Annotated in this window: 16 protein-coding genes and 1 tRNA gene; 4 read left to right on the top strand and 13 right to left on the bottom strand. The window is 69.2% G+C overall.

Going from position 1 to position 22888, the window contains the following annotated elements; genetic code table 11:
* Window positions 1–54: 54 nt before the first annotated feature.
* From C9J49_RS04970 to C9J49_RS04950, 5 genes are all read right to left on the bottom strand, one after another.
* The gene (locus C9J49_RS04970) at window positions 55–1059 is read right to left on the bottom strand and encodes a nickel/cobalt transporter (RefSeq protein ID WP_258393783.1); all 1005 of its coding nucleotides are present in this window, start codon (window positions 1057–1059) and stop codon (window positions 55–57) included.
* Complete coding sequence (locus tag C9J49_RS04965) at window positions 1044–1742, bottom strand: DUF1007 family protein (RefSeq protein ID WP_052719345.1); 699 nt, start codon at window positions 1740–1742, stop codon at window positions 1044–1046. The genes C9J49_RS04970 and C9J49_RS04965 overlap by 16 nt, the downstream gene beginning before the upstream one ends.
* Window positions 1739–3742 (bottom strand): Fe(3+)-hydroxamate ABC transporter permease FhuB, encoded by a 2004-nt coding sequence (gene fhuB, locus C9J49_RS04960; RefSeq protein WP_107181699.1) that lies wholly within the window; start codon window positions 3740–3742, stop codon window positions 1739–1741. Before fhuB ends, C9J49_RS04965 begins: the two co-directional genes overlap by 4 nt.
* Window positions 3732–4580, bottom strand: a complete 849-nt coding sequence (locus C9J49_RS04955) for an ABC transporter substrate-binding protein (protein WP_258393782.1) — start codon at window positions 4578–4580, stop codon at window positions 3732–3734. Before C9J49_RS04955 ends, fhuB begins: the two co-directional genes overlap by 11 nt.
* A gap of 98 nt (window positions 4581–4678) precedes the next feature.
* A complete protein-coding gene (locus C9J49_RS04950; RefSeq protein ID WP_035592868.1) occupies window positions 4679–5446 on the bottom strand; it encodes an ATP-binding cassette domain-containing protein in 768 nt (255 codons plus the stop codon).
* Between the two features lie 249 nt (window positions 5447–5695).
* Between C9J49_RS04950 and C9J49_RS04945 the strand changes: the two genes are divergently transcribed.
* From C9J49_RS04945 to C9J49_RS04935, 3 genes are all read left to right on the top strand, one after another.
* On the top strand, window positions 5696–6307 hold the full coding sequence (locus C9J49_RS04945; RefSeq protein ID WP_107181697.1) for a superoxide dismutase: 612 nt from the start codon (window positions 5696–5698) through the stop codon (window positions 6305–6307).
* A gap of 156 nt (window positions 6308–6463) precedes the next feature.
* A complete protein-coding gene (locus C9J49_RS04940; RefSeq protein WP_107181696.1) occupies window positions 6464–8263 on the top strand; it encodes an ABC transporter ATP-binding protein in 1800 nt (599 codons plus the stop codon).
* Between the two features lie 264 nt (window positions 8264–8527).
* The gene (locus C9J49_RS04935) at window positions 8528–10645 is read left to right on the top strand and encodes a TonB-dependent siderophore receptor (protein ID WP_258393781.1); all 2118 of its coding nucleotides are present in this window, start codon (window positions 8528–8530) and stop codon (window positions 10643–10645) included.
* Between the two features lie 152 nt (window positions 10646–10797).
* On the opposite strand, the gene C9J49_RS04930 is transcribed toward C9J49_RS04935, so the two are convergent.
* The 8 genes from C9J49_RS04930 to C9J49_RS04895 all read right to left on the bottom strand — a co-directional run bounded on the left by C9J49_RS04930 (window position 10798) and on the right by C9J49_RS04895 (window position 22053).
* Window positions 10798–12894: a TonB-dependent siderophore receptor gene (locus tag C9J49_RS04930; protein WP_107181694.1), complete on the bottom strand. Its 2097-nt coding sequence runs from the start codon at window positions 12892–12894 to the stop codon at window positions 10798–10800.
* Window positions 12895–13000: 106 nt separating this feature from the next.
* Window positions 13001–13939, bottom strand: a complete 939-nt coding sequence (locus C9J49_RS04925; RefSeq protein WP_107181693.1) for an AraC family transcriptional regulator — start codon at window positions 13937–13939, stop codon at window positions 13001–13003.
* The gene (gene fhuF, locus C9J49_RS04920; RefSeq protein WP_107181692.1) at window positions 13936–14712 is read right to left on the bottom strand and encodes a siderophore-iron reductase FhuF; all 777 of its coding nucleotides are present in this window, start codon (window positions 14710–14712) and stop codon (window positions 13936–13938) included. The genes C9J49_RS04925 and fhuF overlap by 4 nt, the downstream gene beginning before the upstream one ends.
* A 70-nt stretch (window positions 14713–14782) precedes the next feature.
* A complete protein-coding gene (locus tag C9J49_RS04915) occupies window positions 14783–15319 on the bottom strand; it encodes an RNA polymerase sigma factor (protein WP_107181691.1) in 537 nt (178 codons plus the stop codon).
* Window positions 15320–15469: 150 nt separating this feature from the next.
* Window positions 15470–17962: a GNAT family N-acetyltransferase gene (locus tag C9J49_RS04910; protein ID WP_107181690.1), complete on the bottom strand. Its 2493-nt coding sequence runs from the start codon at window positions 17960–17962 to the stop codon at window positions 15470–15472.
* Window positions 17963–17965: 3 nt separating this feature from the next.
* A complete protein-coding gene (locus C9J49_RS04905) occupies window positions 17966–19150 on the bottom strand; it encodes an MFS transporter (protein WP_107181689.1) in 1185 nt (394 codons plus the stop codon).
* Window positions 19147–20475, bottom strand: a complete 1329-nt coding sequence (locus C9J49_RS04900; RefSeq protein WP_107181688.1) for a lysine N(6)-hydroxylase/L-ornithine N(5)-oxygenase family protein — start codon at window positions 20473–20475, stop codon at window positions 19147–19149. Before C9J49_RS04900 ends, C9J49_RS04905 begins: the two co-directional genes overlap by 4 nt.
* An 18-nt stretch (window positions 20476–20493) precedes the next feature.
* Window positions 20494–22053 carry an aspartate aminotransferase family protein gene (locus C9J49_RS04895; protein WP_107181687.1) on the bottom strand — a complete coding sequence of 520 codons (1560 nt, stop codon included), beginning with the start codon at window positions 22051–22053 and terminating at the stop codon, window positions 20494–20496.
* A gap of 362 nt (window positions 22054–22415) precedes the next feature.
* Here C9J49_RS04895 and C9J49_RS04890 point away from each other — a divergent pair.
* Window positions 22416–22492 (top strand) — tRNA-Ile (locus C9J49_RS04890).
* Window positions 22493–22888: the final 396 nt, after the last annotated feature.

Raw genomic sequence — 22888 nt, 5'->3', positions numbered from 1 at the left:
CCATTTCAATGGCCGGGCGCGGTCGTTCCTGGGCTGGCTGTCGTGCGTGAGGCGCTAGCCGCCGAACGGCGAGGGCGAGGTCGTGGGGGCGCCCTCGAGCAGCGGCGGCGCGTCGGGTGACTGGGCCCCGGCCACGAACAGTGAAAGCCCCAGCATCAGGATGAGGGCACCGCCTGCGAAGCCGGCCGCTCTCAGGCAGCGTTCCAGGGTCGCGCCACGCGTCGAACGCTGCAGGCGGCGCTCGGCCCAGCCCCGGGCCATCACGCTGGCCAGGGCCAGCGCCGAGACCGTCAGGGCGGTACCGGCAGCCATGGCCAGCACCGCCAGCACACCGCTCCAGTAGTGCCCCAGCAGCGAGGCGGCGCCGACCAGCAGCACGCTGCCGCTGCAGGGACGCATGCCGATCGAGGCCACCACGGCCAGGGCACCGCGCCAGTCCGAGGCCTGTTGGGGCGTCAGATGGTGGGCGCAGTCACACTCGTGCGGGTCATGGTCATGGTCATGGTCATGGTCATGAGAGCCTGGCGCGTGCCGATGGCCGGCCAGGGCCCGCCAGCACAGCCAGAGCCCGAGTGCCGCGACGAGCAGGTAGCTGGCCTGCTCCAGCCATACCACCGAGCCCATGGCCTGGCGGGTCAGCCAGCCCAGTCCATGGACCAGCACCGTGACCAGGCCGATGGCCACCAGGGCCTGCAGCAACGAGGCCAGACAGGAGAGCAGCAGGGCCCGGCGCAGCGCGCCGCCCTGGCTGAGCAGGTAGGTGCCGAGCACCGCCTTGCCGTGGCCCGGGCCGGCGGCATGGAAGACCCCATAGCCGAAGCTGAGGCCCAGCAGGCCCCACCAGGCGGCCGCCGTCGGGGCAGCGTCGAGGGCCGCGATCGCCTCCGTCAGGGCGCGGTGCAGGCCGCGCTGCCAGGCGACCAGTTGCAGGCTGGCCTCCTGGCCCAGCGTGACCCAGGCCGCGGCGAGCAGCGCCAGGGCGAGTCCGCCAATGACCACGGGGCCGAGCCACCGGGGGCGAGGCCGAGCCCTGTCGGCCGGGTTCATGGATGATCGCATCGTATCTCTCCCGTTTCCGCGAAGAAGCGGCCGAGCCCTTCTTCCGCCTGTTCGCCGCGATCCAGCATGGCCGCCTCGGCGACCTTCGCTGGATCGGGATCGGCGGCGATGATCCGGGTACGGCAGCCGTCTTCTTCGACCGTCAGCGCGTCCGGCCTGGGCGTGTCGCCGTCCGCCTCGTGCACGACCTCGAGGTAGTAGGTCGGGTCATAGATGCGGTAGCGCACCGGCGACTCGTCCAACGGAAGGGGATTGGCCAGCGGTAGTCGAAACATCAGCTCGACGCGACCGCCGCGTGCCAGGGTGGTGAAGTCGTCGACGTCGCCGAGCTCGACCGGCTGGCCGGCCCGGGTCACGTGGGTGAAATAGCGCTTCGGGGCCAGGGTATTGCGGATCTCCACCCCCAGCTGGTCGAGACGCGCCGCCATCGGTTCGTCGCCTTGGGCGGCGCGAAGTTCTTCCAGCAGCAGCTGGCTGTAGAACGGATCCAGTCGCCAGCGCTGCTGAAGGGCCTCGGCACGTCCTTGGGTATCCGTTATCACCTTCACCGAGACGTCCACCCAGCCGTGGGGATGCGCGGCCCCCGTCAGCGGGAAAAGCGCCAGGGCGCAGGCGATGCCACAGGCGAGCCGGCCTTGCCAGCGATCGGCCCATCGGCGGGCCCGGTTATCGAGATGGCTCATAGCCGTCGCATCCCCCACATGAAATAGGCGCCGCCGATCAGCGAAGCGACCAGGCCGGCAGGAATCTCCTGGGGGAACAGTAACTGGCGGCCCAGCCAGTCCGCCAGCACCATCAGCAACGCGCCGGTCAGGGCGGCCCCGGCGAGATGCGTCCGGGCGCGGGTGAAGCCCAGCAGCCGTGCCATGTGGGGAGCGAGCAGGCCGACGAAGGACAGCGGCCCGACCACCAGGGTGGCGGCGGCGGTCAGCAGGGCGACCAGCAGCAGCAGGCCGAGCCGCGCCCGACGCAGCGGGATGCCGAGCGCGGCGGCCGTGGCGCCGCCCAGCGGCAGGATGTCCAGCCAGCGGGCGAGCGGGGCGGCGATGATCGCCAGCACCACGGCCGCGCCGGCGACCGTCACGGCGCTCGCCGCATCGACATAGTAGGTGGAACCGGAGAGCCAGGCGATGACCTGCTGGCCGCGCGGGTCGCCGCCGGCCAGCACCACGGCCTTGACCGCCTCGAACAGCGCCGTGATCGCCACCCCGGTGAGCAGCAGCCGTTCGGGCTGAAAGCCGCTCTTGCGGTTGACGATTACCAGCACCGCCAGGGCGGCGAGGGCGCCCAGCACCCCGGCGCCGACCAGTGCCAGGTTGCCCGGCGACGGCAGCAGGAAGATCGCCGCCATGAGGGCGATGGCGCTGCCGCCGCTGATCCCCAGGATCTCGGGGCTGGCCATGGGGTTGGCGGTGAGGCGCTGGATCAGGGTCCCGGCGACGGCCAGCATCAGCCCGCAGCCGGCGGCGGCGAGCAGCCGTGGCCAGCGCCACTCGAGCAGGTCGGTGTTCAGGGGCGAGGCCCACTGCCAGCCGTCGGCGCCCTGGCCGGCCAGCACCGCCACCGCGGCCATCGCGACCAGGGCGAGGGACAGGCCGACGATCAGCCGTCGTGGGGCGGGATGCCGCATGGCGGGCGTGCCGGCGTGGCGCGGCGGCGCCGAGCCGTTGAGGCGCAGGCGTGGAATCAGCCACAGCAGCAGCGGCGCGCCCAGGGCGGCGGTGGTGGCGCCGGTGGGAATCAGCGTCGGCAGGGTGCCGGCGTAGCGCTGCAGCAGCTGGTCGGTGGTGGCCAGCAGCAGGGCGCCGAGCAGTGTCGACCACAGCAGCCGCGTGCCCAGCCGCCGGGCCCCGGCCAGGCGCACGATGTTGGGCGCCGCCAGGCCGATGAAGCCGATGACACCCACCGTGCTGACCACGCAGCCGGTGAGGAACACCGCCAGGCCGAGCCCGGCCAGGCGCAGCCACTTGAGCGACACGCCGAGGCTGCGGGCGCCGGCTTCGTCGAGCTCCAGCACCGCCAGCGGGCGCAGCAGCCAGAAGGCGCCGAGAACGCCCAGCGCCAGGCGCGGCGCGAGGAAGGCGGCGTCGCTCCAGCCGTTCTGGGCCAGCGAGCCGGCGCCCCAGATCAGCAGACCCTTGAGCGCCTCCTGATGAAACAGCAGCAGCACCATGGCCAGGGCGCCGAAGTAGAGGTTGACCACCAGCCCGCCGAGCACCACCACCACCGGCGACAGGCCGCGACGCCAGGCCAGGGCGAATACCAGCCCCATGGCCAGTCCGCCGCCGGCCAGTGCCACCCATTCTCGGCCCAGGGCGAGCAGCCCCGGGGCCAGCAGGCTGGCGGCCATCAGCGCCAGGTTGGCGCCGCTGGCCACGCCCAGGGTGGTGGGCGCCGCCAGCGGGTTGCGCAGCACCTGCTGCATCAGCACCCCGGCCAGCGCCAGGCCTCCGCCGGCCATCAGCGCCATGGCCAGCCGCGGCCACCAGGCGAAGTGCAGCACCAGGGTTTCCGACGAGGCGTCGGGGATCGTCACCAGCGACGACAGCCCGGTCACGAGCCCCGTGCTCGACGTCAGGTGGGCCAGAGCGAGGCCCGCGGTGAGCAGGCCCAGCAGCAGGCAGGCGCGGCCCGGCGTCAGCCGGCGTGAAGGTGTGGCGTGGGCAAGCGCATCAGCGGACATCGTCGTTCTCCAGGGCGGTGGCCAGCTGTTCGGCGAAGCGCTGGGCGGAGGGCAGAGCGCCGAAGCTCCACACCGGGGGGAGGATCAGCGGCTCGCCGCGGCTGCGTTCGACCAGCCGCCGCCACAGGCCGCTGTCGGCCAGGGTCTCGCGCACGCCGGCCGGATAGGGTTCGACCACCACCAGCCGGGCGTCGAGGCCGGCCAGGGCCTCGATGCCGACCAGCGAGAAGCCCCAGGCGTTGGTGACGCCGTTCCAGGCGTTCTTGAGCCCCAGGCGGTCGAGCACCGCCTGATAGAGGCCGTTGTCGCCGAACACCCGCATGTGGCGGGCGTCCATGAACTGCACGACGAGCAGCGGTGGGGCGTCGTCCCCGAGGCGCTGCTCGAGGCGCGTCAGACGCGACTCGGTGTCCTCGATCAGCCGCTCGCCGGCCTTGGGCCGTTCGACGATATCGGCGACGCGGCGCGTCAGCTCGCGCATCTCCGTCCAGGTGTCCCGGCCGGGGGTATAGAGCGTCAGGGTGTCCACCGGGGCGATCGCCTCGAGGCGCGGGGCGAGGTTGGCGAACATCGGCGAGATCAGGATGCGCTCGGGATCGAGGTCCGCCAGCAGCTCCAGATTGGGCTGGGAGCGCAGGCCGAGGTCGATCACCGCGTCCGGCAGCGCCGGCTCGCCCACCCAGGCGTGATAGGCGTCGAGCTGGGCCAGCGCCGCGGGCGGAGCCTCGAGGGCGGCCAGGGTCTCGGCCAGGGTCCAGTCGAGGGTCGCCAGCCGCGGTGATGCCAGATGTGGTGAGTCGGCCAGCGCCGGCAGGGCGGTGAAGAGCGTGAGCAGCATGACGAGCGGGCCGGCGAGCCAGCGGCGGGCCCGTCGACGAAGGCGGCGGGGAGGAGACAAGCGGAACTCCATGAACGAGTGACGAGCGAGTGATGGAATCAGTGGGCGATGGCGACCCGATGCTCGCCGACGGGATGGTGCATCACGTGCATGGGAATGCCGTAGATCGCCTCCAGGGTGTCGCCGGTCATCAGCTCGGCCGGCGTGCCCTGGGCCAGCACCCGGCCGCCGTGCAGCGCCACCAGGCGGTCGCAGTAGCGTGAGGCCATGTTGATGTCGTGCAGCACGATGATCACGCCGAGGCCCAGTTCCTGGGAGAGCCGGCGGGTCAGGGCCAGCACCTCGACCTGGTGGGCGATGTCCAGCGCCGCCAGCGGTTCGTCGAGCAGCAGGAAGCGGCTGCCCTGGGCCAGCAGCATGGCGAGCCACACGCGCTGGCGCTCGCCGCCGGAGAGGGTGTCCACCAGGCGGTCGGCGAAGGCTTCGGTGTGGGTCAGGGCGATGGCGCGCTCGACCTGCTCACGATCCTCGCGGGTATGGCGCCCCAGCAGGCCGCGCCAGGGGTAGCGGCCGAAGGCGATCAGCTCGCGGCAGGTCAGGGTCTCGGCGCTGGGCAGGTGCTGGGGCAGGTAGGCCACCTGGCGGGCAAACTCGCGGTGGCCCCAGTCGCCGAGCGGCCGGCCGTCGAAGCGGATGACGCCCTGGCTGGCGGGCTGCTGCTGGGCCAGCAGCTTGAGCAGCGTCGACTTGCCGGAGCCGTTATGGCCGATCAGGCCGTGGACCCGGCCTTCCTCGAAGCGAAGATCGGTGGGATGCAGCAGGCGTTTGCCGTTGACCTCGAAGGTCGCGGCCTGGGCGTCGAACATGGTGGGCTCCGTGGATCGTCGGCGGCGCGAGGGCATCACGATGGGCGAGGGCTGCGCACCCGCGTGAGGTTACCTTCGATACGAATGGTTATCAAATCTCGTCGGGATGGAACTGGCTCTTTGTTGATATTGGTTTTCATTTCGTTTTGTGAGGCGTAGTCTGAGGCTTGGTCGTTCGTTTCATCTCTCGTCTCTCTACGTCTCTCTACGTCTCTCTCGACCGACTTTCGCGACAAAGGAGCCGCCGCCATGCCGCATGCGTTGCCCGAACTGCCCTATGCCTACGATGCCCTCGAACCGCATCTCGATGCCCTGACCATGGAGATCCACCATGCCCGGCATCATCAGACCTACGTCAACAACCTCAACGCCGCCCTGGAAGGCACCGGCCTCGAGGACGTGCCGGTGGAGGCGCTGGTCGCCGATCTCGACCGGGTGCCCGCCGACAAGCGCCAGGCGGTGATCAACAACGGCGGCGGTCACGCCAACCACTCGCTGTTCTGGCGGGTGATGTCGCCCGAGGGCGGCGGGGCGCCGACCGGGCGGGTGGCGGCGGCCATCGAGCGAGAGCTGGGCGGCGTCGAGGCCTTCCAGCAGGCCTTCACCCAGGCCGCCGTCTCCCGCTTCGGCAGCGGCTGGGCCTGGCTCAGCGTGACCCCGCAGGGCGCGCTGGTGGTGGAGAGCACCGCCAATCAGGACAGCCCGCTGATGCACGGCAACACGCCGGTGCTGGGCCTGGATGTGTGGGAGCACGCCTACTATCTGAAATTCTGGAACAAGCGCCCCGAGTACATCGCCGCCTTCTACGAGGTGGTCGACTGGAGCGAGGTCGAGCGGCGCTATCTCGCCGCCATCGGCTGAGCGGCAATCCTTCCGCCATCTTGTCCTCCCGGGCCCTGCCGGGAGGACAGTCCCGCGACGACGGGGTATGGTAGCCGTCTCGTCCAGACCGCCGGGCCTCCCAGGGCCCGGCGGTCTCGTGTCGTTCACCGGACAGCCGCCACAGAGAGAGTCCCCATGTCGAATATGAGAAGCTTCGAGGCGCTGGGCCGCCTGCTTCGCTATGCCCGCGGACACCGGCGTCGGATCGTCGCCGCGACCGTCTGCTCGGTCATCAACAAGCTGTTCGATATCGCCCCGGAGATCCTGATCGGGGTGGCCATCGACGTGGTGGTCAACCAGGAGGACAGCTTCGTCGCCGGGCTGGGCTTCACCACCGCCCGCGAGCAGATCCTGATCCTCGGGGTGCTGACCTTCTTCATCTGGGCCGGCGAATCGCTGTTCGAGTATCTCTACCAGATCCTGTGGCGCAACCTGGCCCAGCGGCTCCAGGCCGAGCTGCGTCAGGACGCCTACGAGCACGTCCAGCGCCTGGACATGGGCTTCTTCGAGTCGACGAGCTCCGGGCAGCTGGTGGCGACCATGAACGATGACGTCAACCAGCTCGAGCGCTTCCTCGACGGCGGCGCCAATTCGATGATCCAGGTCGGCGTCACCGTGGTGGCGGTGGGCGCGGTGTTCTTCGTGCTCTCGCCGCTGATCGCGCTGCTGGCCTTCACGCCGATCCCGTTGATCGTGTGGGGCGCCTTCTACTTCCAGCGCAAGGCCGGGCCGCTGTACGCCGAGGTGCGCGAGCGGGTCGGCGAGCTCTCCAGCCGGCTGGCCAACAACCTGGCGGGCATCGCCACCATCAAGAGCTTCACCGCCGAGGCGCGCGAGGCCGAGCGCCTCAAGGCCGCCAGCGAGGCCTACGTGCAGGCCAACCGCCGTGCGATCCGCATCAGCTCGGCGTTCATCCCGGTGATCCGCATGGCGATTCTCACCGGCTTCCTGGCCACCTTCACGGTGGGCGGCATGATGGCGCTGAACGGTGAGCTCAACGTCGGCGCCTACGGGGTGCTGGTGTTCCTCACCCAGCGGCTGCTGTGGCCGCTGACCGGCCTGGCCCAGGTGATCGACCTGTTCGAGCGCGCCATGGCCAGCACCCGACGCATCCTCGACCTGCTGGCCACGCCGATCCGGGTGCGTGACGACGCCGGCCAGCCCCTGGCCGAGCCGGTGCGCGGCGAGGTGCGCTTCGAGGGCGTATCCTTCCGCTACGGCGAGTCCGGCGCCGGGGTCGAGGGCATCGATCTGGCGGTGCCGGCGGGCCACACCCTGGCGCTGGTGGGCGCCACCGGCTCCGGCAAGTCGACGCTGATCAAGCTGCTGCTGCGCTTCGTCGAGCCGGCCGCGGGGCGGGTGTGCGTCGATGGCCAGCCGCTCGACGAGGTGGCGCTGGCCTCGCTGCGGCGCTCGATCGGCCTGGTCAGCCAGGACGTCTACCTGTTCGAGGGCTCGATCCGCGACAACATCGCCTACGGCAAGCCCGATGCCGATGACGCCGAGATCGTCGAGGCGGCGCGCACCGCCGAGGCCTGGGACTTCATCCGGGCGCTGCCCGAGGGGCTCGACACCGCAGTGGGCGAGCGCGGCGTGCGCCTCTCCGGCGGCCAGCGCCAGCGGCTGTCACTGGCCCGGGCGCTGCTCAAGGACCCGCCGATCCTGGTGCTCGACGAGGCCACCAGCGCGGTGGACAACGAGACCGAAGCGGCCATCCAGCGCTCGCTGCGCCGCATCGGCCACGGCCGCACGGTGATCATGATCGCCCACCGGCTGTCGACCATCGTCCACGCCGACGAGATCGCGGTGATCGAGGCGGGCCGGGTGGCCGAGCGCGGCACCCACGCCGAGCTGCTGGCCCGCGCCGGGCGCTACGCCGCCCAGTGGCGGGTGCAGACCGGCGAGCTCGAGCCGGCCGACATGCGACTGGCCTGAGTCACCGCCTTCTTTCCTTACCCTTGATCCTGCCGGCGCCCTCTGGGCGCCGGCGTCGTTTCCGGATATCGCGAGCCGACCGGCATTCCTGGGCGGGTGCGGGAATGCTTACACGGCTAATCAAATGAGAGTCGTTATCATTGCCACAAATAATGCGAGTCATTACCATGCGCATTCCCGCACAACACAATAACCCAGAGGCTTGTTCACTCCATGTCCCATCCTGCATCCCGCCCGATCGGACTCCACCCGGTGACCCGTGCCGTGCGCCGTGCTCTCGGTCTGGCCACCGCCGGTTCACTGGCGCTGATCTCCCCCTCGCTGCTGGCCGACGAGGCCGAGTCCGCTGAGGCCCTCGAGACGGTGACCGTCGAGGCCGAGGCGCTGTCGCTGGTGACCGAGGGCAGCGACGACTACCGCGTTTCCCGCACCAGTACGGCGACCAAGCTCGACCTGACGCCCCGCGAGACGCCGCAATCCGTCTCGGTGGTCACCCGTGCCCAGCTCGAGGACTTCAACCTCGACACCATCAATGATGCCCTGGAGAGTGCGCCGGGCGTCACGGTGGAGCGAGTCGAGACGGACCGCACGTACTATTCGTCCCGCGGTTTCGAGATTTCCAACCTGCAGGTCGATGGCCTGCGCCTGCCCATGCCCTACAACAACGTGCATGGTGACATCGATACCGCCGTCTATGACCGGGTCGAGGTGGTGCGCGGTGCCACCGGCCTGATGTCCGGCTCCGGCAACCCGGCGGCCACCGTCAACTTCGTCCGCAAGCGGCCCACCGCGACGCCGCAGGCCTCCGTCAGCGGCACGCTGGGCAGCCACGAGCATCGTCGCCTTGCGGTGGACGTCTCCGGGCCCCTGGACGACGAGGGCCGGGTGCGTGGCCGCCTGGTGGCCGCGGGGCTGGATGCCGACGCCTACCTGGATCGACTGCATCGAGAGCGCGGCGTGCTCTATGGCGTGCTGGAAGCCGACCTCACCGACAGCACCCAGCTGGCGCTGGGGCATACCTGGCAGCGCAACGATACCGACAGCAACATGTGGGGGGCGCTGCCGCTCTACGACTCGGCCGGCAACCCCACCGACTATGATCGCTCGACCTCGTCGGCGCCCGACTGGTCCTACTGGAACGGCGAGACCCAGCGCAGCTTCGTCGAGCTGACCCAGCGGCTCTCCGACGACTGGTCGCTCAAGGGCACGGTGACCCATCTGGACATGGTCTCCGACACCGAGCTGTTCTACATCGGCAGCGTGCCGGATGCCGACACGGGGCGGATTCCCAACAGCTTATATCTGAGCAAGTACGATCGGCACCTGGAGCAGTGGGTGGCGGACGTGCATGCCAAGGGCGATGTCGAGGCGTTCGGGCGCACCCATCAGCTGGTGCTGGGCTCGGACTGGAGCCAGAGCCGGAACCAGCAGAGCTCGCTCTACGCGGCCGCGTCCGAGGACCTGCCGCCCCTGGACGAGTGGGACGGCGACTATCCGGAGCCCGAGTTCGGCGATCCCGACTTCGCCAACGATGCCACCATCAAGGAGCGCAGCCTCTACGGTGCCGGCAAGCTGGACCTGGCCGATCGCTGGACCGCCGTGGTGGGCGCGCGGATGAGCTGGCTGGATACCGTGGGCGAGCAGTACGGCAGCTCTCAGGACACCACCCTCGACAACGAGCTGACGCCCTATGCCGGCCTGATCTATGACCTCACCGATCAGGCCTCGCTGTATGCCAGCTATACCGAGATCTTCAATCCCCAGACCGAGATGGACCGCGGTGGACGATATCTCGACCCCATCGAGGGCAGCAGCTACGAGCTGGGGCTCAAGGCGGATGTCTTCGACGGGGGGGCCGATGCGTCACTCGCCGTGTTCCGCACCGAACAGGACAATGTCGCCCAGCCTGACGGCCAGGTGAACGGGCGGGATGTCTATCGGGCGGCCGATGGCATCACCAGCGAGGGCGTGGAGGTCACCCTGGCCGGCGAGCTCGCGCCGGGCTGGCAGGCCAGCGCCGGCTACACCTACCTGGAGATCGAGGACGCCGACGGCGAGGCCACCAATACCTATATTCCGCGCAACATGGTGAAGGTCGCCACCAGCTATCGGCCGGCGTCCCTGGAATCCCTGAAGGTCGGCGCCCGGCTGCGCTGGCAGGACGATATCGAGCGCGAACGCGACAACGCCGATGGCAGGACCCGTCAGGAGGCCTATGCGCTGGTCGACCTGATGGCGAGCTACGACTTCAGCGATAGCCTGACCGGCTCGCTGAACGTCAATAACGTCACCGACGAGAAGTACCTGACCAGCCTGAAGTGGGATCAGGGCTACTACGGCGCGTCGCGCCACGTGATGGCCAACCTGACCTGGCGTTACTGAATCGGTCGACGACCGAGCTGAGCGAACAGGGCCCATCCCGCTGACGGGATGGGCCCTTTGCGTCTGGGTGGCCCGGGCAATGGCGAGGCAGGAAACAAGAACACCGGCGGCCCTCGGGCCGCCGGTGTCGTCTTGCCGATGGTCGTGGCGGATCAGAAGTCGTAGCTGACGGTCGCCTTCACGCTGCGTTCGGCGCCGAAGTAGCAGTACTGCAGGGAGTTGCAGGAGGCCACGTAGTCCTTGTCGAGCAGGTTGTTGACGTTGAGGCGGGCGTTGACGCCGTCCAGGCCGAGCTGGCCGAGGTCGTAGCTGAGGGCGGCGTCGACCAGGGTGTAGTCCGGCACCTGCTCGGTGTTGGCGCGGTCGGCCTGGATGTCGGCGTGGTAGCGCACGCCGAGGCCGGCGCCGAGGCCCTCGAGGGCGCCGTCCTGGACCGCGTAGGAGCCCCATACGGAGGCGATGTGGCGTGGTGCGTAGATGGCGCGATTGCCTTCTTCACCTTCGACATCGCTCTTGGCGTAGGTGATGTCGGTGAAGCTGTAGCCGGCCTGCAGGCGCAGGCTGTCGGTCAGCTGGGTGCGTGCCTCGAGCTCGACGCCCTGGGATTCGATCTCGCCGATGGCGCGATACGGATCGGTGGGCTGTTCCTTGGTGGCGACGTTTTCCTGCTCGATATGGAACAGCGCCAGGCTGTACTGGTCCCGGGTGCCGTTGGGCTGGTACTTCAGGCCGGCCTCGAGCTGTTCGCCTTCCATCGGCTCGAGCAGGTCGCCGCTGGCGTCGACGAAGCTGGTCGGCGTGAAGGCCGTGGAATAGCTGACGTAGGGTGACACGCCGTTGTCGAACAGGTACAGCAGGCCGGCGCGGCCGCTGAACTGGGTATCGTTCAGCTCGCTGGTCGTACCGGCGGTCTCGCTCTCGTTCTCGATGTCGACCCAGTCGTAGCGGCCGCCGAGGGCGAGGCGCCAGTTGCCGAGGGCCATCTGGTCCTGGACGTAGACGCCGGTCTGGCGAAGGTCGTGCTGTTCCTCGGTGGCAGCGTACATCGCCGTGGGTTCGGCACCGTATTCGGGATGAAAGGCATCGAGGGTCGGGAAGGCGCCGGACGGCCAGCTGATATCGTTCTCGCGCTGCTGGTAGTCGGCGCCGACCAGCAGGGTGTGGTCCACGGCACCGCTGCTCAGCTGTGCCTCGAGCTGGTTGTCGAAGGTCCAGGCTTCCATGGACTCCTCGCCGCCGGAGTAGTAGCGGTTGAGCTCGGTGTCGTTGGCCCAGCCGAAGCCGTAGACCTGATCGAGGGTCACGTCGGTATTGAGGTAGAGCAGCTTCTGGCGACCCGTCCAGGCATCGTTGAAGCGGTGTTCCAGGTCGTAGCCGAACAGGCGCTGGGTGCGCTCGAACGTGTCGTAGTCTTCCTCGCCATCGAAGAAGGTGTTGTCGATGTGGCGGCCATTGCGGCTGTCCACCGAGCCTTCATAGGGTACCCCGGAGTGATAGCCGCCCTCCGGATCCTTCTGCAGGTAGGCATGCAGGGTCAGGCTGGTGTCGTCGGTGATGTCCCAGGTCAGCTGGGGCGCGATGGCATAGCGCTCCTCTTCCACGTGGTCGAACTGGGTATCGGCGCTCTCGGCCAGGCCGGTGACGCGATAGGCGACCCGGCGCTCGTCGTCCAGCGGGCCGGTGAGGTCGAAGGCGGCGCTGCGCTGGGCGTTGTTGCCGACACCGAGCTGGATCTGGCCCGAGCGCTCGAACTCCGGGCGCTTGCTGGTCATCGACACCAGACCGCCGGGGGAGGCGCGGCCGTAGAGCACCGAGGCCGGCCCCTTGACCACTTCGATGCTCTCGAGGAAGTACGGATCGATGACCAGCGAGCTGTAGGAGTTGGCGTCTCCCATCAGCTTGAGGCCGTCGAGGAAGGTGTTGCTCAGGCTGCCGTCGGAGAAGCCTCGCAGCACGATGTAGTCGTAGCGGTTGGAGGCGCCGACCTGGTTGGCGTAGACCCCCGGCGTGTAGTTCAGGGCTCGCTGTACCGTTCCGGCGCCCCGTTCCTCCCATTCTTCCCGCTCGATCACCGAGATTGCCTGAGGGGTCTCGTTGATCGGTGTCTCCGTCTTGGTGGCCGCCTGACCGGTGACGGTCAGGGTGGAGAGGCTCTCGGGGCTCTGAGACGCGTTCTGGGCCTGGGCGGAGAGAGCGACGCCGGCGGCGGCGAGGGCGATGGCCAGTGCCAGGGGACGTGGGGTCGGCATGCAGAAGTTCCTGTGACGATGATTTGACTCACTGATTAATGAGAATTATTGCTTTTTGTATCGCCGGCTGAGGTATGCGCCGCGCTCACTCATCTATGCGCAGTGCTCAGGTGGCGTTCGTCAGGGAACTCGGCGGGACGCCGTAGCGACGGCGGAAGGCGGTGGCGAAGTTGGTGGCGTGGCGGTAGCCGCAGAAATGGGCGGCCTGCTGCACGCTGAAGCCGCGGCTCAGGTAGTCGTGGGCGAGGCCCAGACGGCAGTCGCGCAGGTAGTCGAAGACGCTCATGCCGAAGGCCGCGCGGAACTTGCGGCGCAGGCTGGCGGGGCTCATGGCGGCGAGCTCGGCCAGGGCGCTCAGGCTGTGCTCCGCCGCGGGATCGTCTTCCAGGGCGGCGCGTACCCGCTCGAGGCGCCGCTGTTCCCGTGGCGGCAGGCGTGATGCGTTCGCGTCATCGAGCGTGTCCTGCGGCAGGCCGAAGGCCACCAGCTGCAGCCCCAGGCCCTCGAACAGCAGCCGCTGGGCCGGGGCGGGCAGTGGCGTGGTGAGCGCCTGCTCGAGCCCCTGCAGCAGCGAGCTCGGCGGTCGCCAGGCGTGCATCCGCGAGTCGCCGTGGCCGGGCTGCGCCGGGCCCAGTTCGGCCAGCCGTGTCTCGCTGAGGCTCAATGTCAGCGCACGCAGGCGCTGGCCGGCGGGCTGGGTGGCCCGCAGGCCGTGGCGCGCATCGAGGTGCAGGCTCAGCGCCATGCCCGGGGTCAGCGTCAGGGTGCGACCCTCGAGGCTGACCTCGGCGCGGCCCTCCAGCATCACCACGATCGACAGCGGTGAGGGCGCATGGGAGTGAGAGTCGTAGCGGTGCAGCACCTCCACGTCGGAGGCCACCAGCTCCATGCCCTGGCCCAGCGACAGCTCGCGTACCTCGCCGCGCACCACCGGTTCTTCCTCGCGGGAGGCGAGCGCCGGCACCCGGTAGTCGATGCCGTAGCGCCGCCCGTAGGCCTGCAGGTCGCGGGCGGAGTGCTGGCGCACGCCGGCCGCCGTGCTCACGAAGCCGCCCGTTCGAGTGTCGTGGCCTTCTCCGCCTTGGAAGCCTTGCCCTGGCGCCGGCATTCCAGCGGGCAGTTGGCGCAGTAGCCGAGCTCGTCGATCAGGTAGCGGATGCAGCACTGTCGCCGGACGCGGCTCGGGGCTTCAGGGGTGGCGGGCTCGACATAGCGCACCGGCTGGTAGAGCGGGTTGCGGCGCCCATCGGGCAGGTGGCGGCTCGTGATCAGGGCTCGGGCGGGATCGACCGTCCCCGCGGAGGCCATGGGATGGTCGGCGAGGGCGTTGGTGAAGTGTTCGATGTAGTTGCCGGCATTGCTCCAGAACACCTTGGGCGAGGCGCCGCTGATCGAGGCCAGCGCCTCGATCAGCGGCGCCAGGTGGTCGTCGACCAGGGTGGCGAAGCGCGACAGCCCGTCGAGATCACTGAGCGGGCGGCCGGCATGGCGCAGGCTGAAGCCGGCGGTCTGTCCCTCGTCCGTCTGGATCACATGCAGCGTGTCGATCCCCAGGGGCAGGTCGCGTTCCAGCAGCAGGTTGGCCGCCAGGCCGTGGGCGGCCAGGCCGGCGAAGTGCCACTTGGACCACAGCGAGGCCACCGCCCGGCGGTCGCCGTGACCGTACTGGGCGCCGAAACGCGTGAACAGCGCCTCCAGCCTGGCTGGGTCGAGAAGACGATGTGCGGGGAGGGTGTCCGCGCCGGGAGTGGCCTCGACGCGCGGTGGCGTCAGGAAGTCGAGGGGGCCGAGATAAAGCTGCGACAGCGCGAGGGTCATGGCGCATTCACCGGAAGAAGCGTTCGGGCATGGTAGATCAAATGGGAATCGTTATCAAAGTGGCGCGCTGTCAGATCGCCGGCGCGGTCAGCCGGTCGCGACAGTGCGAGATGGCCTGCCTGACGTAGCGCCCTGCCATGCGCTCCGAGACGCCGAGGCGACGGCCGATCTCGGCCTGGGAAAGCCCTTCCAGTCGATGCCAGACCAGTGCCTGGCGCAGGTGCGGTGGCAGGCCCGCCATGGCGCGCTCGAGGCCGCGACGGCACAGCCGGCGCTCGGCGGCGGCCTCGGGGTCCGAATAGCGGGCGGCATGGGGGCAGGCCAGACACGCGATGTCATCGTCCTCCGTCGGCCGGTCGCCGGGGCGTGCCTGGCGGCGGCGGTGATGGTCGATGAGCAGGTTGCGGGCGATGCGGAACAGGTAGGCACGGGGCTGTTCCAGTCGCGTGCCGGACGCGTTGGCGTCGAGTCGCTGCCGGCCGAGGCGCAGGAACACCTCCTGACACAGATCGTCGGCCAGGTCGGGGCAGGGCAGCTGGTGTCTGAGAAAGGCGGTGATGTCCCGGGCGTGGGCGCGGAACAGGGTGTCGAGGGTCGGGGAATCCATTCGTGGAACGCTCCGTACGTTGTGCCGGAACGGTGATTCTATTCAATAATGATTATTATTATCAAATATAATCGCCCAGGAACGAGGTCCTGGGCGAAGCGTGTGCTCGCTGACGTCAGGCCGAGCATGATGCGCGGCGATACCGAGCGATCAGCTCGGTGTGGCCTCGGTCTCCTCACGGGCTCTCTCTCGATTTCCCTCACGATCTTCCTCACGCGCCGCGGCGGCGGGGCGGTAGGCGGCGATCGGGTTGTCGAGGGTACCGGCGAACTGCAGGTTCTTGGCCGGATCGGCCAGGTCGATCATCTGCTGGTGGTTGTTGAGCTGAAGCCGGTTCAGGCAGGAGCGGGTGAACTCCGGGGCGAACAGGTCGTGACGGGCGAACTTGTCGGCGAACTCGGGATGGTCCCGCTGGTAGTCGATCACGCAGTCGGCCACCAGCGCCCAGAAGCGCGACTCGGTGATGTCGCCCTGTTCGACGAGGATCGACGACATGAAGCGCAGGAAGCAGTCGAAGACGTCGGTGAAGATCGACAGCACCTTGAGCGGCTCCGGCACGTCCACGGCGATGCGGGCGATGGCCTCGGGCAGCTCGGCCTCGACGTTCATGATGCCGATCTCCTCGGCGATGTCCTTCATGATCGCGCGTACCGGCACGCCGTCCTCGAGCTGCAGGATCAGGTTCTCGCCGTGGGGCATGAACACCAGGTCGTAGGCGAAGAAGCAGTGCAGCAGCGGGCGGAAGTAGGCCCGCAGGTAGCGCGACAGCCAGTCCTCGGTGGCGAGGCCCGAGCGTGCGATCAGCCGCGGCAGCAGCGCCCGCTCGTCGCCGTCGACGTGGAGCAGGGCGGCCATGGTCATCAGCCGCTGGCCGTTCTGCTGGTAGTGCACCGGGCTCTCGCGCCACAGGCAGGCGAGCATCTTCTTGTAGGCGCTGTAGGTGTCGAAGGCCGGCTCGACGGCGTCGCGGCGAACGCCGATGGCGGCCTCCTCGCGCAGCACCGTGAAGCCCTGGGCACGCAGTTCCGGGTCGCCGTCGACCAGGCGCTTGATCCAGTCGTTGATCGCCGGCGTGGCGCGCATGTAGCTCGGCGAGAGGCCGCGCATGAAGCCCATGTTGAGGATCGACAGCGCGGTCTTCACGTAGCGCCGGCTTGGCTGGCTGGTGTTGAACCAGGTGCGGATCGACTGCTGGGCACGATACTGGTCGCTGCCGTAGCCCAGGCAGACGATGCGGTGGCGGGCCACCTCGCCGGCGAAGGTGATGGCCAGCTTGTGGAACCACTGCCAGGGATGCGCCGGCATCAGCAGGTAGTCGGCGGGATCGAGCCCCCGGGCCTCGAGGCGGCGGTGGAAGTCGCCCAGCGTCGCCTCGCCGAGTTCGTCACGCAGCAGGGCCTCGTAGTCGAGCCCCTCGATGGCGCTGTAGTGGGCGTCCTCGCGGTGCACGGCGAGCCACACCAGGGTGATCGGCGCGGCGGCCTCCGGGGCATAGGCGTGATAGTCCACGGCGTCGAAGCCCATGCGGCCGTTGTTGGCCACGAACACCGGATGGCCCTCGGTCATGGCGGCCTCCAGGGTCTGGAAGTCGGCGTCGACCAGGCCCTCGGCGTCCGGGCGGGTGCCGTCGAGCTTGTAGGCGCCGCCGAACAGGGTGCTCGCCACTTCCTCCAGATAGAGCGGCAGCATCGCCTCGCCGATGCCGAGCGGGCCGCGGAACTCGAGGATGAACTGCTGGGCGTCGAGCTCGGCGGGGACGCCGTCGACGCGCTTCTCCAGCGAGTCGAGCTCGATCGCCCAGTGGTCCAGCGCCCGGCGCCGGGCGCGGAAACGGTACTCGATACCGCCCTCGGGGGCGCTCAGTCGATAGTCGGCGGCCTCGTCGTCGCCTGTCGGGTCGGCGTTGACGGCCTCGGGTTCCAGCAGCCGCTCGTGGCTGAACTCGGCGATCGCCTTGCGGATCAGCCAGCGGTTGGCCCGGGCCCAGAGCTCGGGGCGCAGGTGGCCGGCGGCGCGGGCCGGATCGGAGGAGAGTGCCGGATCCAGGCGTGGACTCTGCCGGCTCACCGCCGCGGCGAAGCTCTGACGATCGCAGAAGGCCAGGTGGGCGGTCTTCTCCTCGAGTTCGACCTCGCGGTCGTAGACGAAGCCGACCCGGCGGTTGAGGGGATGAATCTGGCGGTTAGTGACGTCCGGTTCCACGACCACCCTTTGGGTGCCCACGTCTTCGAACATAAAGGCCAGGATGGCGGTGATCACCTGGGTGCTGAAGCCGGGCAGCGGCGTCTCGGCCGGGGCCACCAGGAAGTGCATGCCGCGGTCGCCCTCGGCGACGTCATAGTGGTGGCCGATGGGGTCGTGGCGCGGGTCGTAGCACTCGACCAGGAAGGCCGGCCGGCCGTCGAACAGCCCCAAGTAGCCCTGGGCGTGCTCGCTCTCCTGAAGCTCGCGATAGAAGGCCTGCACGCGCTCGAGCGAGTGGCCCTGCATGCCCCAGAAGCGGGCGCGCGGGGCGGTGACCCACTCGTGGATCAGCGCCAGGTCCTCGGGCAGGTGCAGCGGGCGCAGGCTGAAGGTGCCGAGCCCCTGGGCGTGGCGCGAGTAGAGGGGCTTCGTGGTCGGCGTCGGTTGGAACAGGGTCATGGATCAGGTCCTTGCAGAAACGGAATCGGAAGGTGCGGCCGGGCGCGTTTCGGCGCCGGCCAGCAGCCGCCGGTAGGCCAGGGCGCACAGCGCCAGGCCGGTCGCAGCGACGAGGAAGGGGGCGGTCAGCCCGAAGGCCTCGACCAGGCGGCCGGCGCCCCAGGAGGCGACGAGCACGCCGAGGCCCTGGAAGACGTGGACCTTGCTGAAGTCGCTGGCGTAGCGGTCGGGCGTGCTGAGCCGGAACAGGCGCAGCTCCAGGCGCACGGTGACGCGGAACAGCGCCCAGCCGAACAGCACCCGGCCGGCCAGGATGGCGGCGACCTCGCCGCTGGCCTGCAGCAGCAGGCCGACGAGGCCGATGGCCAGCGGCAGCAGGATGGCCTGGCCGGCGGGGCGGCGCGCGAGCAGGTCGAGCGCCAGCAGGGCCACCGCCACGGCGCCGGGAATGGCGAACACCGCGCCCGCCAGCACCTCGCCGGGCAGCCCGGAGGCCAGCTCCCAGTAGCGGGCGAAGAACGGCCGTGCCAGATAGGCGCTGAAGTAGAACAGCAGCATCACCAGGCCCAGGCGCAGGATAGCGGCGCTGGAGGCCGGCGCCCGCTCGGTGGTGGGGGCCTCATGGGGTGTAGAGTGAGGCGCGCGGCCGCGGCGGATCAGCCAGGCGCAGACCGCGACCTGCAGGGCGTCGCCCAGCGCCATCACGCGAAACACCTGGGCCGCGGCCCAGTGCTCCAGCACCAGGCCGCCGACCATGGCGCCGAGGATGCCGCCGGCGTGCACCACCACCGAGAGGGTGCCGATCAGGGTCGCGTGGCGATCCTGTGGCTCGAAGTGCATCAGGTAGGGGTAGACCAGCAGGTAGCTGGCCTTGGCCACCAGCATCGCCAGCGACAGGCCCCAGAACCACGGCAGCGAGGTGACCACGGCGCAGGAGAGGCTGAGCCCGCCCGCCACCAGCTGGGTGACCAGCAGCAGCGGCAGGGTGCCGACCCGGCGCGCCAGGCGCGCCCAGCCGGGCAGTGCCACCAGCACCACCAGGCAGCCCATCGCCAGGTAGGCGCCGACGTGGGACGGGTCCGTCACGCCGAAGCGCGCGGCGAAGAACTGCGGGTAGAAGGGCAGCAGCATGGCATCGCTGATCACCGCCACCGCGGTCACCGCCACCAGCCAGGGCGTCGGGGTCATGCCGGCTCCGTGCGCTCGGGTTCGAAGACCGCCTCGTCGGGCGCGCCGAAGCGCTGATAGGCGATGCGTCGCTCCACCGGGTAGATCTCTTTCCCGGTCATGGCGCGGATCAGGCAGGCGTTGCGATAGGGGCCCATGCCCAGGTCCGGCGCCGCCAGGCTGTGGGTGTGCAGCTCGGCGTTCTGCACGAACAGCTGGCCCTTGCCGTCGTCGATGTCGTAGAAGCGGCCCACCGCGAAGCGCCCGGCCTCGTCGAAGGCGATGCGCGAGGCGATCGGTGCCAGGAAGTCCGGCATGTGGTAGCGGTAGCCGGTGGCCATGACCAGCGCCTGGGTGCGATGGCGATAGTGGCGCTGCTGCTCGGTGTGCCACAGGGTCAGGTCGTACTCGCCGCGCTCGGCATCGAAACGGCAGGTCTCGAGGCGGGCGTTGGTGAACAGTTCCGAGCGCACCTCGCCGATCAGCTCCTTGGCGTAGCGCAGGTCGTAGATGTCGTTGATCAGGTCCTCGTTGATGCCCTTGTAGAGGCCCTTCTGCTCCTGCGTCAGCACGTTGCGCGTCTCTTCCGGCAGGCCGTGGAAGTAGTCGATGTAGTCCGGCGAGGTCATCTCCAGGGTCAGCTTGGTGTATTCCAGCGGGAAGAAGCGCGGCGAGCGGGTGATCCAGTCGAGCCGGTAGCCGAAGCGGTCGATGTCGGCGAGCAGGTCGCGGTAGATCTCGGCCGCGCTCTGGCCGCTGCCGACCACGGTAATCGCCTGCTGGCGCTGCAGCTCGGCCTTGTGCGCGAGGTACTCGCCGGAGTGCACCGGGCGCGGTTCGACGTCGCGGCAGCCCTCGGGCAGCCAGGGCGTGGTGCCGGTGCCGAGCACCAGGTGGCGGGCCAGGTACTCGCGGGCCTCGCCGCTCCCGGTGTCGCGGCAGCTCACACGGTAGAGGCCGCTGGCGTCCTCGAACTCCACCCGCTCCACCTCGGTGGAGAAGCGCACGCTGTCGAGCTGTGCCACCGCCCACTGGCAGTAGCGGTTGTACTCGTTGCGCAGCAGGAAGAAGCTCTCGCGGATGTAGAAGTTGTACAGCCGGCCCTGCTGCTTCAGGTAGTTGAGCACGCTGAAGCGGCTGGTGGGGTCGGCCATGGTCACCAGGTCGGCGAGGAAGGGCGTCTGCAGGGTGGCGTCCTCCAGCAGCATGCCGGGGTGCCAGTCGAAGCCGTCGCGGCGTTCGAGGAACAGGCCGTCGAGCTCCTCGATGGGATCGGTCAGGCAGGCCAGCCCCAGGTTGAAGGGCCCGAGGCCGATGGCGATGAAGTCGTGAACGTGCTGGGTCATGGGGCAATCTCGCGAGTGTCAGGAGGCGGCGGCATGCGCCGGGGAGGTGGCGGCGCCGTCGCACCAGGCACGGCCGTGGGCGACGATGCGCTCGACGATGGCGGTGAGGTCGTCGACGCGGGTCTCCGGGTTGAGCAGGGTGAACTTCAGGTAGCGACGGCCCTGGACCCGGGTGGCGGCGATTACCGCCTCGCCGTGGCGCGACAGCGCGGTACGCACGTGGGCGTTGAGGGCGTCCAGCGACGCGTCGTCCAGGTCGATGTCCTCGGGCCGGTAGCGGAACACCAGGGTGCTGAGCGGCGGCTCGAGCAGCACCTCGATGTCCGGCCGGGCGGACAGCCGCGCGTGGGCCTCGCCGGCCAGGTCCATGACCCGCTCGAGCATCTCGCCCAGGGCGTCGGCGCCCATGATGCGCAGCGTCATCCACAGCTTGAGGGCGTCGAAGCGCTTGGTGGTCTGCAGGCTCTTGTTGACCTGGTCCGGGGTGCCGGCCAGCGCCTGGCACTCGGGGTTCAGGTAGTCGGCGTGATGGGTGACGTGGCGCAGGTCGCTGCCGCGGCGCACCAGGAAGGCGCTGCAGCTCACCGGCTGGAAGAAGGTCTTGTGGTAGTCGACGGTGACCGAGTCGGCGTGCTCGATGCCGGCCAGGCGGTGGCGCTCGCGGCGCGAGCACAGAAGGCCCCCGCCGTAGGCGGCGTCGACGTGCAGCCAGATGCCGTGATCGCGGCACAGCGCGGCGATCTCCTCGAGCGGGTCGATGCTGCCGAAGTCGGTGGTGCCGGCGGTGGCCACCACTGCGATCGGGATCAGGTCCAGGGCGATGCACTCCTCGAGGCGCGCCTTGAGCGCCTGCGGGTCCATGCGGTAGTCCGCGTCGGTGGCCACCGGCATCACCGCCTGGTAGCCGAGCCCGAGGATCGCCGCCGACTTCTGCAGGCTGAAGTGGCCTAGCTCCGAGCCGAGGATGCGCAGCCGCTGATGGTCCGCCGGCAGGCCCTGCTGCTTGTTGCCGCCGGGGCGGTCCTGGTGCGCGCCGTGATGGTCGCGGGCGATCATCAGCGCCATCAGGTTCGACTGGGTGCCGCCGCTGGTGAACACGCCGTCGGCGTCCTCGCCGAGGCCTATGCGCTCCGCCGTCCAGTCGATCAGCGACTGCTCGATGAAGGTGCCGCCGGCGCTCTGGTCCCAGGTGTCCAGCGAGGAGTTGATCGGCGCCAGGATCGCCTCGGCTAGCACGCCCGGCAGCACCACCGGGCAGTTCAGGTGGGCCACGTAGCGCGGATGATGGAAGTAGACGGCGTCGTCCAGGTAGACGTGCTCCAGCTCCTCCAGGGCCGGGCGCAGCTCGCCGAGCGGCGCGTCGAGATCGATGGCCTCGAAGCGGCCGCGCAGCTCCTCGGGGCGCGCGCCGGTGAAGGGCCGCTCGACCTCGGCGACCTTGCGCCGCACCAGGTCGATGCAGCGGGTCGCCTGCTGCCAGTAGGCCTCGGCGTGCCGGGCGTTGAACAGCTGATGGGATTCCAGCGGGGCGGGCTCGGTACCGAGCCGCGGCCCGGGCGCTTCTATCCGTGATGTCATGGGCACCTCGTTCTGTCTGCCTGGCCGGGCCCACATGGCCCGGCGCCTGATGCCTCGCGAGCACGAGACGATGCTCCCTTGCGAATAAAAATCTTTATCATTATTGGCGTGTGCAGGAGGGCTGACGCAGGCGAGGCGCGGAACTGAACCGCGACGACGACATTATTTCTGACGACCGGGGGGACGCCGTCACGCTGCGCCGAGGGAGTGGCGCCGTCTGGGGGCAGCAGGAGCACCGCTTGCTGCGTGAAGAGCGCGGTCTGTCAGGGAGTTAGCGAGGGAAGGGGCAAGAGGTGAGGGGGGGAGCGGCGATGCCGCTGGCCTCGGCCGGCGGCTTTCGCTATCATACGCAGCCGCTGTAAGGGCCTATAGCTCAATTGGTTAGAGCAGAGGACTCATAATCCTTTGGTTCTCGGTTCAAGTCCGGGTGGGCCCACCATCCTCTTCTATGATTCAGCATTCAGCGCACCTTTCCCGCCCTTCTATCCTCTATACGCTCGTCCTCCATACGTCTGTCGCACTTCGTCAGCCTGGCACCAAGCCAGTGACTTCTCGCGTCCGTGACGGGTCGCTGATGACTCACCTAGCAACACGCCCGTTCTTTACAGGTTTCCCCTGAGCCCGCGTTCAAGCGGGATGGCAGCATGCCGATGACATTGGTCCGCAAGCTCCGACGTCGATGAACCGTCGCGCAGGATTTCCTGATCGTCGGGATCACCGTTGTCATGCGCTTGGCCGTATCGCATGCTCAATCGATATTGCCATGCTCCGTCTTCGCTTCCCGGAATGAGCGAGGCGAGCGCCTTCTTCTGGCGCCTGTGGGTTTAAAAGGGAC

The organism is Halomonas sp. SL1 (assembly GCF_003030865.2).
In the GTDB taxonomy this organism is placed as follows: Bacteria; Pseudomonadota; Gammaproteobacteria; order Pseudomonadales; family Halomonadaceae; genus Halomonas; species Halomonas halophila.
This window is presented reverse-complemented; position numbering and strand designations above follow the sequence as displayed.